At 67.8% G+C, this 17,077-nt stretch carries 9 protein-coding genes and 2 pseudogenes; 7 read left to right on the top strand and 4 right to left on the bottom strand.

Features of this window, described 5'->3' with window-relative positions; genetic code table 11:
• Nucleotides 1-1,106: 1,106 nt before the first annotated feature.
• Entirely contained in the window at nucleotides 1,107-1,496 is a 390-nt protein-coding gene (locus BLU95_RS45895) for a helix-turn-helix domain-containing protein (protein WP_502689765.1), read from the top strand.
• A gap of 274 nt (nucleotides 1,497-1,770) precedes the next feature.
• On the top strand, nucleotides 1,771-2,040 hold the full coding sequence (locus tag BLU95_RS45695) for a transposase (RefSeq protein WP_159425165.1): 270 nt from the start codon (nucleotides 1,771-1,773) through the stop codon (nucleotides 2,038-2,040).
• Between the two features lie 30 nt (nucleotides 2,041-2,070).
• Here BLU95_RS45695 and BLU95_RS37110 read toward each other — a convergent pair whose 3' ends face one another.
• Entirely contained in the window at nucleotides 2,071-3,537 is a 1,467-nt protein-coding gene (locus BLU95_RS37110) for a polysaccharide deacetylase family protein (RefSeq protein ID WP_093863866.1), read from the bottom strand.
• 1,396 nt (nucleotides 3,538-4,933) lie between these two features.
• Between BLU95_RS37110 and BLU95_RS37100 the strand changes: the two genes are divergently transcribed.
• Nucleotides 4,934-5,431, top strand: a complete 498-nt coding sequence (locus BLU95_RS37100) for an ATP-binding protein (RefSeq protein ID WP_093863865.1) — start codon at nucleotides 4,934-4,936, stop codon at nucleotides 5,429-5,431.
• A 126-nt stretch (nucleotides 5,432-5,557) separates the two neighbouring features.
• Here the strand turns inward: BLU95_RS37100 and BLU95_RS37095 are convergent, their stop codons facing one another.
• The 3 genes from BLU95_RS37095 to BLU95_RS37085 all read right to left on the bottom strand — a co-directional run bounded on the left by BLU95_RS37095 (nucleotide 5,558) and on the right by BLU95_RS37085 (nucleotide 9,103).
• Complete coding sequence (locus tag BLU95_RS37095; RefSeq protein ID WP_093863864.1) at nucleotides 5,558-6,487, bottom strand: LysR family transcriptional regulator; 930 nt, start codon at nucleotides 6,485-6,487, stop codon at nucleotides 5,558-5,560.
• 577 nt (nucleotides 6,488-7,064) lie between these two features.
• Nucleotides 7,065-7,991: a D-alanyl-D-alanine carboxypeptidase family protein gene (locus BLU95_RS37090; RefSeq protein WP_093863863.1), complete on the bottom strand. Its 927-nt coding sequence runs from the start codon at nucleotides 7,989-7,991 to the stop codon at nucleotides 7,065-7,067.
• Nucleotides 7,992-8,050: 59 nt separating this feature from the next.
• The gene (locus BLU95_RS37085; RefSeq protein ID WP_159425164.1) at nucleotides 8,051-9,103 is read right to left on the bottom strand and encodes a glycoside hydrolase family 3 N-terminal domain-containing protein; all 1,053 of its coding nucleotides are present in this window, start codon (nucleotides 9,101-9,103) and stop codon (nucleotides 8,051-8,053) included.
• A 579-nt stretch (nucleotides 9,104-9,682) separates the two neighbouring features.
• Here BLU95_RS37085 and BLU95_RS45890 point away from each other — a divergent pair.
• The 4 genes and pseudogenes from BLU95_RS45890 to pflA form a co-directional block, all read left to right on the top strand.
• Nucleotides 9,683-10,042: pseudogene (locus tag BLU95_RS45890) on the top strand (lytic transglycosylase domain-containing protein); the annotation flags it as partial.
• 1,168 nt (nucleotides 10,043-11,210) lie between these two features.
• Complete coding sequence (adhE, locus tag BLU95_RS37070) at nucleotides 11,211-13,859, top strand: bifunctional acetaldehyde-CoA/alcohol dehydrogenase (RefSeq protein WP_093863859.1); 2,649 nt, start codon at nucleotides 11,211-11,213, stop codon at nucleotides 13,857-13,859.
• A 13-nt stretch (nucleotides 13,860-13,872) separates the two neighbouring features.
• A pseudogene (gene pflB / locus BLU95_RS37065) lies at nucleotides 13,873-16,135 on the top strand (formate C-acetyltransferase).
• A gap of 75 nt (nucleotides 16,136-16,210) precedes the next feature.
• A complete protein-coding gene (pflA, locus tag BLU95_RS37060; protein WP_093863858.1) occupies nucleotides 16,211-16,969 on the top strand; it encodes a pyruvate formate-lyase-activating protein in 759 nt (252 codons plus the stop codon).
• Nucleotides 16,970-17,077: the final 108 nt, after the last annotated feature.

Genomic DNA, 17,077 nt, shown 5'->3' with positions numbered 1-17,077 from the left:
CCCGGCGAGGTACGACAATCGTCTCCCGCCGCCGCCCCCGACCGCAGTGCTCATGCGCGAGAAGTCGCGCAACTCAGCCCACGATCCGCTGTCGCTGAAACGGATCCCACTCCGGGCCACCGATTTGCCGGGATCTCGACCCAGCGGCCCCGGACGGTGGTCAGCCTTGGCGTTCGGCAATCCGAGTCGATAACGACCGCCGGTTCGGCCCGCAGTTGTCCGGGCAGGCCGGAGAAGGCCCAGGCTCCCTGCAAAGACGGGGCCTGGCCGGTGCTCTGCGTCGTTGTGAGCTTTTCGAGGCGAGGGAAAGCAGCTGAGGGCGCTGTAGAAGCGAGTATCCGTCATCGAGCACATTGCGGGGAGTTCCTGACGGCGGTCGGCGTCGAACGCGACCGGAACCTGCAGGACACGGCGTCGCTATGTGCTCCGGCCCCGGCCAGGACGACGGCGGTTGCGGCTGCGACGACTCGACAGAGTCGACCCATCGGGCCGGTGTTCGTCGTCGGGGGGCGCCAGTGGGTGCTCACTGGCCCTTCGAGGCCGTCGAAATGCGCTCAGGGAATGAGCCTCTGGTTGTTCTGGCCTCACCCGGAAGAGTTCAAGCCCATGACACATGGCCAGGACCGGGCAGTTCTCGTAGGTTTGCCGAAAGAGTTTTACTGCAGCTTTCCAGCAAGCCGCTCAAGGGTGGAAACATGCGAATCAAGGTCTTCTCGATCGACCTTGCGGCAACCATGACAAGTACTGCGAAGCCCTCGCCAACAAGTCGATGTCCGAAATACCCAAGAATTGCCTGGCCGGGGCCGGGGTGCCCGCCTGCCTGATCTCTCTTTCTGATCGAAGACGGAGGCACCCTGTGCGACCGAAAGGTTGAACCTGTCTCGCCGGGTCACATCGACAGCCTCGGCGCTTCTGCAGTCTTGACTGTAACTGTTCTTCACCTTTTGAGTCGCCGAGACGCTCAGACGCAGCATTGCTTGCCGGCCCCTTTGGACATGGACTTCAAGCCCGTACCCGGCCCACGAACCCGTCCTGGAAGTGGGCTCCCGGCAGGCAGGGCACCCATGTCCACCCCGACTCCTCCCCAGAGACGAAGGTAGAGCAACATGAACGAGACGCCCCGGATCAAGTTCACACGGATCACCGGCGACGCCCGCACTACCCTGGCCGCACAGTTCAGGACCGCCTACGAAAGCGGGGGCTCGGTGCGGGCGATCGCCAGGGAGGCGGGACGCTCCTACGGGTTCGTATACCGAGTACTGTCGGAATCCGGTGTCACCTTCCGCACCCGGGCCGGCCGGCGGCGCCCCACTCGGGGTGGTCGGGGCGGAGCCGGGCCGGCCGGCGGCGCCCCACTCGGGGTGGTCGGGGCGGAGCCGGGCGGTAAGGATGCCTCGGCCGTCGGGCTGATACGGCGCGCTGGTCCTGAAGCATCAAAGGAACTACGCACCCGCCCGCTGGCGCAGGCGAGCGGACAGCCGCCCGCCTCCAGTTAACGACCCGGGCTCGCCCGGTTGAGGACTGTCGTTTCCCACCGACCGTCCTCAAGCCGGCCGCTACACCGTCATGACCGCCGATCACGGCCGGGGTCAGAGCCTTACACCCCTGTCGAAGGCCCTGCAGTGCGTCCGACACTCTCCTCGAGGACCTGCTGCAAGAGGTTCCAGCGGCTGCGGTCGAGGACGTCGCCGGAATGGTGAAGGCGCTGGCGGGTGACTGCGCGAAGTACAGGCTGACGGGCCGGAGCGCTGAGTACCACCGTGGGCTCTGTTGTCGCGGTTCCTGCTTGCTTCAGCACCGGCTGGTCGTCCGACGGTGGGCAACCAGCCGGTGCTGAACGGGATCGTGAGGAAGCTGCGGACCGGCACGTCCTGGCGGGACGTGCCGGTCCGCTGCGACTCATGGCAGACCCTCTACGCGACTTGGTGCAGTCCGGCTGCGTCGGGGATTTCGGTTCCGGCCGTCAGCATGTCGGTGGCTTCTTCAACCACCGGCTTCGTTGGACGCGCGCCGCACCTGCCGTTCTTCGATCATCCATGATGAGACCGTGTGTGACGATCAGCCACGCTGTCAACGGGCCGACGAGTAGGACTGCCCGTTGGCGAACGGCTTCCGGGAGAACAGATCGGAGACCGTCACGAGGGTGTACCCCTTGGCGCGGAGACCTTCGATGATGGCGGGCACCGCGTCCACGGTGGTGCCGTACAGGTCGTGCATGAGGATGATCGAGCCCGGCCGTGTATTGGTCAGCGCGATGTCCTTGACCGAGGTGGTGTCTTTGGACTTCCAGTCAAGGGTGTCGACGTCCCAGAGAATGAGGGGAGCGTTGGCCGCAGCTCGTACGGTGTCGTTGGTGGCTCCGTACGGGGGCCGCAACATAGTCGGTCTGATGCCAGTCGCCCGCTCGATCGCGGCGGCGGACTTGTTGACCTGCTCACGAACCCCGGCTGGGGTAAGGCGTGTCAGGTCCTTGTGGTCCTGGGTGTGGTTGGCTGTCTCGTGCCCTTGTCCGGCCGCCCGGGCAGCCGTCGAGGCGTATTTCGAGACGTTGGTACCCGTCATGAAGAAGGTGGCTTTGACGTCGTACTTGTTCAAGGTGTCGAGCAGTCTGGGTGTGACGGAGGACGGGCCGTCATCGAAGGTCAGGGCCACGCACTTGGCGTTGGCGCAGTTCACCGGGGAGGGCCTGGGCGGCGCGGACGGGGGGCCGGGGACAGTCGGTACGGGAAGTGGAGCAGGCGACATTCCGAACCCGAGGTCGCTGGCCGGGGCCATGACCTGTGCACGCGCGCGTTGTCCCGTGTCGTTGAGCAGCGAGACGACCTCGGCGGAAGCGATCTTGACCTGTAGCATGCCATACGCATGGCTAGTGATCGCGCCATCGTCGAACTGGGCGATCAGATCGCCCGTCTTGGTGAAGGCGAGAGCAGCAAGTCCGGGTTGCTTCCCCGCCAGAATGCCGTCGAGGCGTTCGGCGGCCAGATGAGGAACGGCTGAGAGCTGGCGTGCGGCGGCGTCGGCGAGTGTCCTGCGGGCGGCGGGGCCATTCAGTATCTCCGCGGCTCTGAGCGCTTTGCCGGTACTCGCGTCGTACCAGAACGTCCGTCCGGAAGTACCGTAGTCGGCTCCTGAGAACTCCTGGATGTCGAGCCGTACACCGATGATACCGCCGGAGTAGGCAAGCAACGTGTGCTGGATGTTCAACTCCGTAGCGGAAGTAGGAGCGTCCTTGTGGTCCCTGGTGAAGGCATCCACCGTGCTGCGGACGGCAGAACTGAGGGCAGAGTTGAGAGCCGGGGCACCGTCCACGTTCGGGTAGTTGTAGTAGACCTGACGGCTCCGTGACGTGCCGGTCCCATCGGTCACAAGACTGAGCCCGGGGAGCGAACCAGTGTCCACCGTGGATATGGGGTAGGCCGCTGAGCCGCCCTCGGATGACGCTGTGGACTCGCTGACCGGCGAGGGAGCGAAGTGGGTGCACGCGGTGGCCAACAGCAGCACGCCCGAGATCATCGCACTGTGCGCGGTCTTCCTCATCTTTTTTCCTGGCTGCTTTCTCAGTGAACGGTCCCGGGACTTCCCGGTGGAAGGAACTACGTCTGTGGGGCGATCGAAGGGGCGGTTGTCCTGGCTATGACGGAGAGAGGGCGATGCCCGTGCCGATGGCGTTCTTTCAGCTGGAAACGGCAGTCCTCCTCCCCGCGAGCCCGGGCCGCCACCTGAAGAGGGCGGCCGCACGGGCGCCCCGGCCCGCGGAACCGGCCGAACATCCCCGAGAGCCGGCCGGTTCCACAGCTCTCGCCGTCGAGCGGACCGCTGTCCCGGCGAAGTGTGACCATCTTCTCCGGCCGCCGCCTCCGACCACGGCGCTCGTGCGCGCGAAATCGCACGACTCAGCCCACGATCCGCTGTCGCTGGACGGAGGTACTGCAGGATGACAGCGGCCAGACTCTCGGAGGCGTCCAGGAGCGGCCTTCTTCGGGGCGGCCGAGGAGGGTTCGGGCACTGTGGAGCGCGGACTCAAAGGCGGCGGCCAGGGCGCGGAGGCGGCGCAGCCCGGCGATGGCGTCGGCGGTCTGCTGTGCGGGGCGAGGGACGTCGGGACGGTGGCTGGGCCTGTCCAGAGCGGCTGCTGTCAGTCGTGGAGGCTTTGTGGGGCGAGGGCGCGGGCGGTGCCGAGGTCGAGTCGCGCTGAGTGGACGAGGGGTTGCCCACTGGGCGTTCAGCGAGTCCGGGTTGTGACCTGGCCGCGGCCGGCTGGTTCTGACGGTCCGGGTGACAGGCACAGCCGGACACTCGCGGACAGACCGGGATCATCGACGGCACCGAGATCCGAGTCCGCAGACCGGCCGTCGGCCACAAGGTCCGGGAGAGGTTCGTCCCGGGCGAGAACAAGCAGAACGCCGTCAAAGACCTGAGCGACACCGTCCAAGCCGTCGCCGGCCTGCTCCCGCACCAGCAGACCGCTTCTCCCGGCACCCTCCAGGGACGGTGACCATCGGGCCGACCGGCACCCTTCGACGCCTCACCACACCAACCATGCACAGACTCGTTGGAGATCGTCTTCGAAGGCCGCGCCGTTGCTCGAGTCGACTGAAGCGGCGTTCGACGACGTTGCGCAGGCGGTAGGTCTGGTCTGCTGGTCGAAGCCGGGTGCACGGGCGCCCCGGCCCGAGTACGGGAACCCGGATCGTCTCCAGCACGGCTTCGAGGCGGGTGCAGTCGTTGGCGTTGCCGCCCGTGGTAGGCGACACGGACCCCAACAATCGAGCGGGCCTTGGGCTTCGGACACTCTCCCTCAGAAAGGCAGTCCGGGCTGCTCGGTCCGGCATTCTGGGGTGAAAGCCATCTTCCCTCCGCCCCTTCTCTCACAGAGACACGGCCACCTACCACTGTTGTCCGTACGCGGAGGCGATCTCATCGGAGTCCTCCCATGACTGAAAGCACTGGCCCGCTCCGGGTCCACCAGCTGTCCCTCGAAGCCGATCCCGAGAACCGGGCACGGCTCGCTTCCGAAGCTCGGAGGGAGGTGCGGAGTACGGCGGCTCGGTGGGGAGTCGCAGGCGAAGCGCTGAACGACATGACCTCGATCGCGGGGGAGTTGCTCGCCAACGTCGCCGACCATGCCGGGTCAGGGCAACCTCATGCAACGCTCAGCCTGGAGCCTGCTGAACGCCGTCTGCACATCGAGATTGCCGACGAGTGCCCCAGGGGTCCAGCTGTCACCGCCCGCATCGGGGACGACCGGGCCGAGGAAGGCCGAGGCTTGCTGATGGTTGATGCCCTCGCGGACGAGTGGGGAGTCGACCGTTCCGCTACGGGAAAGGTCGTCTGGGCCGACCTCCTGGACGTTCCGGTCGCTGAGGACGCCGGGCCTGAGAGCGCCGGGCCAGAGGAACCTGCGGCACGGTCCCGGGATGTATCCGCCTGAAGCAATGCGTCGTGCCTCTGGCCACGCCGTGGCGGTCGGCCGAGCTCTCCGCGAGTGCGGGGGCTCGGCCGACGGTGATAGCGGGCTGTTCAGTTTGCAGATCGGTGATGGTGGGCCCAGAAGGGTTCAGCGTGGTGTCCGGGGCGAGGGCCAACGGCGCCGGTAGGAGCCAGTTGCTCGCGTGACGGCGTCCTCGAATTGAAACACCAACGGGTTGCTGCTCGAAGCGCGCCGGATCGTGTAGATCCTTCGTGCGCACGAGGGCTCGTGCAGGAGACGGGCGGAAGGACGCAGTTCGTCGGTGACCGCGAGTTCGGGAACCAGTGCCACACCGAGTCCTGCCCGCACCATCGCACCGATGACGTTGTAGTCGTTGCTTCGGAAGGCCACCTGCGGGCCGAACCCCGCCGAGGAGCACAGGTTCGCCGTTGAGCGCGCACCTGCGGTGTCCTCGTGGCAGGTGATCCAGCGGCGGCCGCGTAGATCTGCCATACGGACCTGCTCCACCTGCGCAGCAGGGTCTCCCGGAGGCAGCAGCACGAACAACGACTCCCGCAGCAGTTCCGTTACCACCACCCCGGGCGGCCACTGCTGGTGCACCCTGTCGTAGGCGTAGACCAGTGCCGTGTCCAAACCGCCAGAGGCCACCAGCCGCACCAGCTCAGGCAACTCTTCTTCATCCAGGGTGACATCGGCGGTGGGACATCCCTGTGCCAACCGGGCCAGGGCCGACGGCACGAGGGTCGCCTGGGCTGTGGGGAAGCTCCCCAGTCTCAGCAGTCCACGAGATCCTGAGGCCAGTGCGCGTGCCTCGTCCTCCAGTGCGGCCAGTTCGGCGAGTACCCGGGTGCTCTGCTGTCCGAGCGCGATGGCCGCGCTGGTCGGCCGGACACTGCGGGCACCTCGCTCGAACAGTACGAGTCCGCTCGCGCGTTCCAGTACACCGATCTGTTGGGAAACCGCGGACGCGGTGTATCCGAGCAGGTCAGCCGCCTTGGCGAAGGAGCCCGTGGCCAGTACAGCGCTCAATGTGCGGACGTGAATCGGGTTGATCATTCTGAGGTCACCATGAATTCAGACGCTGCTTTCGGCCTTCGCGCCGAGCTGGTCACTGCAGCTCGGAGCATTCCCAGGACCATCCGAGGCCGTTGATCGCCGGCACAAAGGCTACGGTTGACCATGGACGGACTTAAACAATCCTTACACGCGTCGGCATACGGCGAGAAGTGACCTTTGCCCTATGTTGAACATGCAGATACCGAGTATTGAGATCTCGGCCCCCGGCCGCCCTGCCAGCAACAGCGGCTCGTCGGCCGAGGCCCACGAGTTCTGGCGCATGTGTCGCGACAGGCGGCATCGATCGGGGAAGGTGGTCACACATAGCCGGATGACACTCACATCCAAAGGCGGGACAAACGGGTCCGGTGGGACGCAGTGGAGGGTCCGCTCGGTTCCGCCTCCGGACAATCCCCCCTGCGATCCGGTGCGCACGCCGTCGTTCCCGTCATCCGGGAACGACGGCACACACCTGTACCTGCCTCGGCCGTATCCCGTGCAGGACGACCTCGTGGCTGCACCTAGCGCGTCGAAGTCGGCACATCCACAGTTGATCAGACTGCACGGGGCCGAAGGTCTACCCACCAGCCGGGCCGGCTCCCGCCTTCGCCCAGGAGAGGAGCTTCTCGGCGTCGCGGTACCGGTTCCGGTCGTCGAGCAGCACGCCGATCACGGTCCGGCCGCCCCAGCTCGCCGCGAAGACGAGGCACGGCCCCGACTCCTTGCCCGTCCCGGTCTTCACCCCGACTACGCCCTCATACATACCGACCAGCCTGTTTGTGTTCTCCCACGAGTAGTAGCGGATACGACCGTTGTTGGCCCGCGCCTCCTGCTCGGTCTTCACCGTTCCCACAATTGTACGAAACGTTGCATTCTTCATCGCATTGCGGGCGAGTTCGGCGAGGTTCCGTGGCGTGGTGATGTTGTGGCCCATTTCGGCGACGCCGTCGAAGGAGCTGAATTCAGTCTCCAAGAGGCCGAGGTTCCGGGCCTTCTCATTCATCGCCCGGACGAACGAGCGGGTACGGTCCGTCGCGGTGATACCGGCGCCGAAGGCGTCCGCGAGCGCGAACGCCGCGTCACACCCCGAGGGGAGAAGCATTGCGTAGAGCAGCTGACGCACTGTAAGTCGATCGCCGGGCTGCAGGTCGGCGCTGCTCGCATGTTCACGATTGACGTAGTCGGCATATGCCTGTTCCACGGTGACCTCCCGTTCGAGGTCGGCAACGGGCCGATCAAGCACGACAAGGGCAGTCATGATCTTGGTGGCGCTTGCCGGCTGTCGTCCGGTCCCGGGGTCCTGAGCCCACATCGTTCGACCATCGGCTGCGTCGATCAGGACAGCGCCCTTGGCTTTCAGTCCGATGAGGCCGACCAACGACCGCGGCAGCGCCCCTGCGGCTGTGGCAGCCGGTACTGCCATGAGGAGTGCGGCGGTTGCGGCAATGGACCTTGTGAAGCTGGGACGGAGAGGCACCGGTTTCCTCGGGTTGGTTTCAAGCATCGGGTCAGGAGTTCCGGGACCGGCCCGTCGTCGGGCGCCGACTGCCGGGCCCCGGAGGTTCAGTTCAGTGACGTGCGCAGTTCCTGGATCCTGCTGAGTGCCTCGTCGAACGACCGACGGTCCAACCGTCCGGTTTCCAGGGCCAGCGCGAGCGCTGCACCGGCCTGCTCGGCCTGCCGCGGGTCCTGTCCCGAACACAGCAGCACGTCCATGCCTGCGTCGGCGGCAGCCACGGCCCGGGCGCCAGTGCCTCCGATCTGCGCGAGGGCACGGGCTTCGAGCGCATCGGTGATGGTGACCCCTCGGAAGCCGAGGCGGCCCCGAAGTTCCCCGCCGACCACGGTGCGCGACAGACCCGCCGGCCGGACGGGATCGAGGGCCGGATAGACGGCCCAGGAGAGCATCACGAGGCGAACTCCGGCTGCGATGGCGGCACGATACGGTTCCTCGCCGTACTGGCGGAGCCGTTCCAGCGGAACGGAGAGTGTGACCGGGCGTTCATCAGTGTTGTCCTCGGGCCCTGCGCTACCCAGACCGGGAAAGTGCTTCGCCGTGGCGGCCACGCCCCGCGCCTGCTGGGCAACGACGAAGGCGCGACCCAACTCGGCCACCTTCACAGGGTCCTGGGCGAAGGAGCGCTCGAAGCGGTCGATGAAGTTGCCGGGGCTGTCGAAGACATCCAGGACGGGTGCAAGGTTGACGTTCAGCCCCACGATGCCGAGGGCGGCCGCGGCGGCGATGCCCTGGCCGGCGCCGGACTCGGCGCGGCGGGCGGACGTCTCGGGTCCGCCCGGCAAGCGACGCACCGGCCCGCCCTCCTGGTCGGTCATCAGCAGCAGGGGGCGGGCGTCCGGCGCCTCGGCTGCGGCTCTCTTCAACCGAATCACAGAATCGGCGAGTTGCTCGACACTGCTGACGTTCTCCCGGAAGATGATCACGCCTGCAGCATGGCCGTGCCGAATCATCTCCAACGCCGCCTCCGGCGGCCGCAGTCCCCGGTAGGAGAGCACGATCCGGCCTCCGGCGAGCCTGCGGGACTCCGGGCTCGTCGTGGCAATCTCCCCGGAGCCGGACGGACCCGCATTCGGCACGAGAGGCACGGGGCCGATCACGACCACTCCAGCGAGAAACACTGAGGCGAAGCGGACACATCCTCGGGGCATTGCAAAACGGACCAACACGGCTCCTCAGGGAAAAGGGAAGGGCTCACCGCGTTCCGACAGCACCGCGGCATTCAGAGCTCCCGACTCGGATGCTGCAGACCCACCCTGATCCACGGAACGTCAGGGCGTACAGGGACGAAGCACAAGGAACCGACTACCTGAGCACAAGTCAACAGCACTGGCCCGAAGCGCTCTCGGCGGGTTCGTCCTCCAAAGGCACTCGGCAGCTCAAGGCGGTCTGATGGTCACGGCAGTGAGTCCTGGGCCATGAGGGGGTGCGCGAGCCGTCTCGGCGCTGGACGATCGACGGAACACACACCGCCTATGTGAAGGAGGGGCCCTGTGCGCTGGAGGTTAATTCCGGCCAGGAGGAGCAGACCGGACGCAGCTGGACCCGAGGGCGGGTCATCTGCCGGCTCCATTGACGCGATCAGATACAGACGTGGCCACATTGGGGCGGCACTCGTCGCAACCCTTGCGCTGGCGACCGTCCTGATAGTGCAGTACCTGAGCGGTTCTGGGCGCCACATGCATGCCCCACGCCTGCCCGCCGACCTCGTACCGCTGGTCCTCTACGCCGCGAAGACCTGCCCCGATGTCACCCCCTCACTTCTGGCGAGCCAGCTCTTCACCGAGTCGGGTTTCAACGCGCGTGCGGTCTCCCCGGCGGGAGCCAAGGGCATCGCGCAGTTCACCCAGGACACGTGGAACGAGTTCGCTTCGAAGGACGGCCGCCCCGATCCCGAGAAGGACGTGTTCAACCCGGCGCACGCCATCCCGGCGCAGGCCCGGTACAACTGCCACCTGGCTCACCAGACCAGGAATGTCCCGGGTGACCGCATCAAGAACATGCTTGCCGCCTACAACGCGGGACCGACTGCCGTGAAACAGGCCAACGGTGTGCCGCCCATCCGGGAAACCGTCGCGTACGTCGCCAAGGTCCAGCGGTACATGGCCGACTTCCGCTACCTCGACGAGGCGGCCGAACGACCTCTTCCCGTGTCCGCCGGCTCATACCCCAGCGGGATCTCGAAGGGCTGTCTTCCCGTATCGGCCACCGTTTCAGCCGCACGGAGCCAAGCCACCGGCTGCGTGACTGCGTCCGCGGCCTGCTCGGCCCCGTCGGCTGCAAGAACGGCTGAGTGCTGTCCGATCGATCACGTGCGGAGCCATACCAAGAGGGCTTCTGCGGTCAATGTGCCGAGGTGGACGTAACCGCACTTGTCGTAGTCCGGTGGCCGACGCTCGGACGTGATCGGGCTTGTTGACGGCTCGTTCTGCCGTGTTGCGCTTCCTGTAGTGCTCCTCGTCGAAGCGGGTGGTGGTTCGCCTCGCGATCCCTTGCGCAGGCGGACGGCCCAGGCTGTCGGTCCTCTCCGGGATCGTGTGCCGGATACCGGTTTTGCGCAGGTGGGCGTGGCAGGGCCCGCTGCTGCGTGCCTTGTCGCAGGCCACGCTGTCGGGCTTCTCGTGGGGCTTGTCCGGACCGGTCCGTGCAACGCTGGTCCTGGGGTCGCGCGGCCTCGGCGGGTTCACCGGTCTGCTGGTCGGTTCGGTCGGGCTGCGGAGGGCGGCGCGCTCCCTGTGCCCCGTCATCCTGGTCCAGGCCTACGCGGACCACCCTGTCGGGACGTCAGGCGAGATCGTGGTGGGGGTTGAGGGCGACCGACCGTGCGACGAAGTCCTAGCGTTCGCGTACCAGCAGGCCGCGGACCGGGGCTGCGGGCTGCGAGCCGTCCAGAGCCGTGTCCCCTCGCACGGAGTCGAAATCGTGCTCCTGGGCTGACGCGCAGTCAGACGTCCACTGACGGGGCCCACCCGGTCCGGCGGTCCAGTCGGCCCTCCACCACGCGCACGCCGCGGTGACCGTGGTACCGCACAGCTGATCCCCACACAGGACATCGGACAACTCCTCTCGCGGTAGGGGCCTTCGGACGGCGAGAAGGTCCCATTGGCCGAATCCCCCGCGGCGCCCGCACGAGAAACCCTGGAACCGAAGGCGCAAGCGACACCGTCGGCGCCCGTAGTCGAACGATGACCGGAAAGGCAGTCCAGCATGACCTCCCGCCCTGAGCACGAGGCGAGCACGTCACCCGAGGGCGTGCTTCCCGCTCCCGCCCCAGCCGTCGACCGCCTGGTCACCGCAGCCCTCAAGGCACTTGAGGAGTACGGCTCCTTCACCCAGGAGCAGATCGACCACATCGTCAAGAAGGCTTCCCTCGCCGCCCTGGCCGAGCACACCGGGCTCGCCCTGCTCGCAGTGGAGGAGACCGGCCGGGGACTGTTCGAGGACAAGGCCGTCAAGAACGTCTTCGCCTGCGAGAACGTCACCCATGTGATGGCCCGGACCCGGACCGTCGGCGTCGTCCGCCGGGACGAGATCGACGGCATCGTGGAGATCGCCGAGCCGGTCGGCGTCGTGGCGGGCGTCACTCCGGTCACCAACCCGACCTCCACCACGATCTTCAAGGCACTGCTGGCGCTGAAGACCCGCAATCCGATCGTCTTCGCCTTCCACCCCGCCGCGCGGCACTGCTCGGCGCAGGCGGCCAGGGTCGTCCGGGACGCGGCGGTGGCGGCCGGCGCTCCGGTCCACTGCATCCAGTGGATCGAGGAGCCCTCGATGGCGGCCACGGAGGCCCTGATGCGCCACCTGGGTGTGGCCACGATCCTGGCCACCGGCGGCAACGGGATGGTGCGGGCCGCCTACAGCTGCGGCAAGCCCGCGCTCGGCGTGGGGGCGGGTAACGTGCCGGCGTACGTCGAACGGACCGCGGACCTGCGGCGGGCCGTGAACGACATCGTGTTGTCGAAGACCTTCGACAACGGGATGATCTGCGCCTCCGAGCAGGCGGTGGTCCTGGACGCGGACATCCGCGACGCGGCGCTCGCGGAGTTCCGGAAGCTGAAGGCGCACCACGCCGACGCCGAACAGAAGGCGCTGCTGGAGCGCTACCTGTTCGGAGCGGACGGCGGGACCTCCTGCGCGGGCGCGAAGCTGAACGCCGCGGCGGTGGGCCGCACCGCCGCCGAGATCGCGACCGCCGCCGGGTTCGAGGTCCCGGCCGACACCTCGGTGATCCTGGCCGACTGCGAACGGGTCGGGCCTGCCGAACCGCTCACCCGGGAGAAGCTCTGCCCGGTCCTCGCCGTCCTGACCGCCGGATCCCGACAGGAGGGCGTCGAACTCGCCTCTGCCATGGTCGAGTTCGACGGGCTCGGTCACTCGGCCGCCGTGCACACCGAGGACGCGGCGTTCACCGAGGAGTTCGGCCACGCGGTAAAGGCCTGCCGGATCATCTGGAACGCGCCGAGTTCGCAGGGCGGCATCGGCGACATCTACAACGCCTTCACCCCGTCGCTGACTCTTGGCTGCGGCAGCTACGGGCACAACTCGGTCGCCGGGAACGTCTCGGCCCTGAACCTCGTCAACATCAAGAAGATCGGGCGGCGCAACACCAACATGCAGTGGTTCAAGGTCCCGCCGAAGATCTACTTCGAACGCGGCTCCGTCAAGTACCTCGCCGACATGCCCAACGCCCGCCGGATCGTCGTCGTCACCGACCACACCATGGTGGCGATCGGACACCTGGAGCGGGTACGGGCCGTACTGGAACGGCGACGCGAGCCCGTCGAGGTGCGGGTCGTCGACTACGTGGAACCCAACCCGAGCATCGACACGGTGCGCAAGGGCGCCGCGCTGATGCGGGAGTTCCAGCCGGACACCATCATTGCGCTCGGCGGCGGCTCGCCGATGGACGCGGCCAAGGTCATGTGGCTGATGTACGAACACCCGGAGGTCGACTTCGCCGACCTGAAGGAGAAGTTCTTCGACATCCGCAAGCGCGCCTTCACCTTCCCCGACCTCGGCGAGAGGGCGAAACTGGTGTGCGTCCCCACCACGTCGGGCACCGGGAGCGAGGTCACGCCGTTCGCCGTGATCACCGACACCGCCACCGGCCAGAAGTACCCGCTTGCCGACTACGCGCTCACACCGAGCGTGGCCATCGTCGATCCTGCCCTCACCACCGGCCTCCCAGCGAACGTTACCGCCGACACCGGGTTCGACGCCCTCACCCACTGCATCGAGACCTACGTCTCGGTCTACGCCAACGACTTCACCGACGGCCTCGCCCTCCAGGGCATCCGGCTGATCTTCGACCACCTGGAACGGGCCGTGACCGCCGCACCGGACGACCCGGAGGCCCGGGAGAAGATGCACAACGCCGGGACCATCGCCGGCATGGCCTTCGGCTCCGCCTTCCTCGGCGCCGTCCACGCCATGGCACACACCCTGGGCGCCACCTTCCGCATCACCCACGGACGGACGAACGCCCTGCTGCTGCCCCACGTCATCCGCTGGAACGGCTCCGCCCCGACCAAGGTCACCGGCTGGCCCAAGTACCGGAACTACGTGGCCCCCGAGCGCTACCAGACGATCGCCCGCATGCTGGGGCTGCCCGCCGCGACCCCGGACCAGGGCGTCGAGTCCCTCGCGGCGGCCGTCGAGGACCTGCGCGACCGCGTCGGCATCCCGAACTCGTTCAAGTCGGCCGGAGTGGACGAGAAAGCCTTCCTGACCGCCCTGCCGCAGCTGGCGATGAACGCCTACGAGGACCAGTGCGCTCCCGCCAACCCCCGGATGCCGATGCTCGCCGACATGCGGCGGCTGATGCGCCGGGCCTACTACGGCAACCAGGACTGAGAGGAACCCGGAGATGACCACCTCACAGCAGGAACGCACCGTCCACGCCTGGGACACCTTCAAGAGCGGCCGCCGGCGGGACACCGTCGACATCCGCGACTTCATCCCCACAACCGCACCCCCTACGTGGGTGACGCTTTCTTCCTCGGCGGCCCCACCGAACGCACCCTCGCCGTGTGGCGGCGGGTCACGGTCCGCTTCCCCGAGGAGCGGACCCGCGGCGTGCACGACGTGGCGTACGACGTCCCCTCCACCATCACCGCCCACGCTCCCGGGTACATCGACCGCGAACGCGAACTGATCGTCGGCCTCCAGACCGACGCCCCACTGAAGCGGGCGATCATGCCCAACGGCGGCCGGCGGATGGTGGCGGGCGCGCTGAGGACGTACGGCTACCCGGTCGACCCGGTCCTGGAGAAGGTCTTCACCCAGTACCGCAAAACCCACAACGACGGCGTCTTCGACGCCTACACCCCCGAGATCCGTGCCGCCAGGAAGGCCGGCGCCATCACCGGACTGCCCGACGCCTACGGGCGCGGTCGCATCACCGGCGACCACCGCCGGGTCGCCCTCTACGGCGTGGACCGGCTGGTGGTCGCGAAGCTCCCCGAGAAGACCGAACTGGACGCCGTGCCCGCCGATCCGGGCCGGCTCAAGGAGACCGTCCGCGAGCGGGGAGAACTCGCCGAGCAGATCCGGGCACTCGCCGAGCTCAAGGAGATGGCCTCGGCCCATGGCCACGACCTCTCCGGCCCGGCCCGCACCGGCCGGGAGGCGGTCCAGTGGCTGTACCTCGCCTACCTGGCGGCCGTGAAGGAGCAGAACGGCGCGGCCATGTCGCTGGGCCGCACCTCCACCTTCCTCGACATCTACCCCCAGCGCCACCTCGACGCAGGATGCCTGACGGAGGGACAGGCCCATGAACTGATCGACGACTTCGTCATCAAGCTGCGGATCGTCCGCTTCCTCCGCACCCCGGAGTACGACGAGCTGTTCTCCGGCGACCCGACCTGGGTCACCGAATCGATCGGCGGCATGGGTACGGACGAACGCACCCACGTCACCAGGACCTCCTTCCACTACCTCCAAACCCTGTACAACCTCGGCCCCGCCCCCGAGCCGAACACGACCGTCCTCTGGTCACCGCGACTCCCGCGGGGCTTCAAGAAGTTCTGCGCCCGGGTGTCGATCGACACCTCGTCGGTGCAGTACGAGTCGGACGAGCTGCTGCGCCCCCGCTTCGGCGACGACACCGCCATCGCCTGCTGCGTCTCCGCGATGGCGGTCGGCAAGCAGATGCAGTTCTTCGGTGCCCGGGTCAACCTCGCCAAGACCCTGCTCTACGCGATCAACGGCGGCCGCGACGAGCGGACCGGCGCGCAGGTCGGCCCGGCCACCGGGGCGATCACCTCGGAGGTGCTCGACCACGACGAGGTGCTGGCACGACTCGACGAACAGTTGGAGTGGCTCGCCGGAACGTACGTCCACGCGCTCGACGTCATCCACTACATGCACGACAAGTACGCGTACGAGCGGCTGGAGATGGGCCTGCACGACCGGGACGTGCTACGCATCATGGCCTGCGGCATCGCCGGTCTCGCGGTGGCCGCGGACTCGCTTTCCACTATCAAGTACGCCAAGGTCTCACCGGTCCGCGACGCCACCGGCCTCGTCATCGACTACCGGGTCGAGGGCGACTACCCGGCCTACGGCAACAACGACGACCGTGCCGACGCCATCGCCGTGCGCCTGGTCGAGGAGTTCATGCGCAAGAAACGCAAACACCCCACCTATCGGGGTGCCGAACACACCCAGTCTGTACTCACCATCGCGTCCAACGTGGTCTACGGCCGCAAACCGGCAACACTCCGGACGGCCGCCGGGCCGGCGAACCGGTCTCCCCCGGTGCCAATCCCATGACCGGCCGAGACCGGCACGGCTTCGTCGCCGGCGCCTTGTCCGTCGCGAAGCTCCCCTCCCCGGAAGCGGAGGACATCATCTCGCTCACCAGTACCGTCGCCCCGGACGCCCTGGGCCGCACCTCCCAGGAGCGTGTCGACCACCTCGTCGGCGTGCTGGACGGATACACGGCCGTCGGCGGGTTCCACATGAACGTCAACGTCCTGAACCGGGAGACCGTGCTCGACGCGATGGCCCACCCGGAGAGCCACCCGCAGCTGACCATCCGGGTCAGCGGCTACGCGGTCAACTTCGTCCGCCTCACCCCCGAGCAGCAGCTCGACGCGATCAACCGAACCTTCGACGAAGCGCTGTAGCCCTCCCACGCCCGCCCGCCACCGGTCCCCTGAGCGAGGGGCACCGGCGGCGCTCCCCGGAGAAGGAGCACCACCATGGCCGACGACCCCACCACCCCCGCTCCGGCGGCCGGCATGCTGCACTCCTGGGACGTCTCTACCTGCGTCGACGGCCCGGGAACACGCTTCGTAGCCTTCCTGGCCGGCTGCCCGCTGCGCTGCCTGTACTGTCACAACCCCGACACCCGCTACCTGCGCGACGGCCACCCGGTCATCGTGGACGAGATCGTCCGGGAAGCCGCCGGATCCAGAGGATTCCTCCACGCCTCCGGCGGCCGCGCGACCGTCAGCGGCGGCGAGCCCCTCCTCCAGCCCGCTCTCACCGGCGAGCTCCTGCACCGGCTCAAGCACGAACTCGGCCTGCACGCGACCCTGGACACCTCCGGGTACCTCGGCGCCCGCGCCACCGACGCGCTGCTCTCCGACACGGACCTCGTCCTGCTGGACATCAAGTCCTGGGACCGCGCGCTCCAGCGCCGGGTCACCGGGCGCGAGCCGGCCCCGACCCTGGAATTCGCCTACCGGCTCGCCGCCGTCGGCACCGAGGTCCGAGTGCGCTTCGTACACGTCCCAGGCCTCACCGATCCGGCGGAGAACATCGAAGGGGTCGCCGCCCTCTCGGCCTCCCTCGGCAACGTCACCTGGGTCGACGTGCTGCCGTTCCGCAGGCTCGGCGCGGCCAAGTGGCGCGCCCGAGGCCTGGACTTCCCGCTCGCCGACACCCCCGTGCCGACCTCCGGGCAGCTCACTGCGGCCCGCGCGGTCTTCTCCGCGCACGGCCTGTATGCCGTCTGAACCGCCCCTGCACCGCTGACACCCGATGCCCGCTCCGGGGACGGGACCGGTGTCCCGGACGGCGACGGCCGGCACACCGGTCTGCCGGAGTCGGCTGCGGCCGGGCAG

It is taken from the genome of Streptomyces sp. TLI_053, from assembly GCF_900105395.1.
Taxonomy (GTDB): domain Bacteria; phylum Actinomycetota; class Actinomycetes; order Streptomycetales; family Streptomycetaceae; genus Kitasatospora.
The sequence above is the reverse complement of the archived record's forward strand: the minus strand, read 5'-3'. Positions and strand labels throughout refer to the sequence as shown.

Excerpts from the sequence above, each read along its gene's own strand:
- BLU95_RS45895 (WP_502689765.1), top strand. The coding sequence starts at position 1,107 with ATGAACGAGACGCCCCGGATCAAGTTCACACGGATCACCGGCGACGCC.
- BLU95_RS37110 (WP_093863866.1), bottom strand. The coding sequence starts at position 3,537 with ATGAGGAAGACCGCGCACAGTGCGATGATCTCGGGCGTGCTGCTGTTG.
- BLU95_RS37100 (WP_093863865.1), top strand. The coding sequence starts at position 4,934 with ATGACTGAAAGCACTGGCCCGCTCCGGGTCCACCAGCTGTCCCTCGAA.
- BLU95_RS37095 (WP_093863864.1), bottom strand. The coding sequence starts at position 6,487 with ATGATCAACCCGATTCACGTCCGCACATTGAGCGCTGTACTGGCCACG.
- BLU95_RS37090 (WP_093863863.1), bottom strand. The coding sequence starts at position 7,991 with ATGCTTGAAACCAACCCGAGGAAACCGGTGCCTCTCCGTCCCAGCTTC.
- adhE (WP_093863859.1), top strand. The coding sequence starts at position 11,211 with ATGACCTCCCGCCCTGAGCACGAGGCGAGCACGTCACCCGAGGGCGTG.
- pflA (WP_093863858.1), top strand. The coding sequence starts at position 16,211 with ATGGCCGACGACCCCACCACCCCCGCTCCGGCGGCCGGCATGCTGCAC.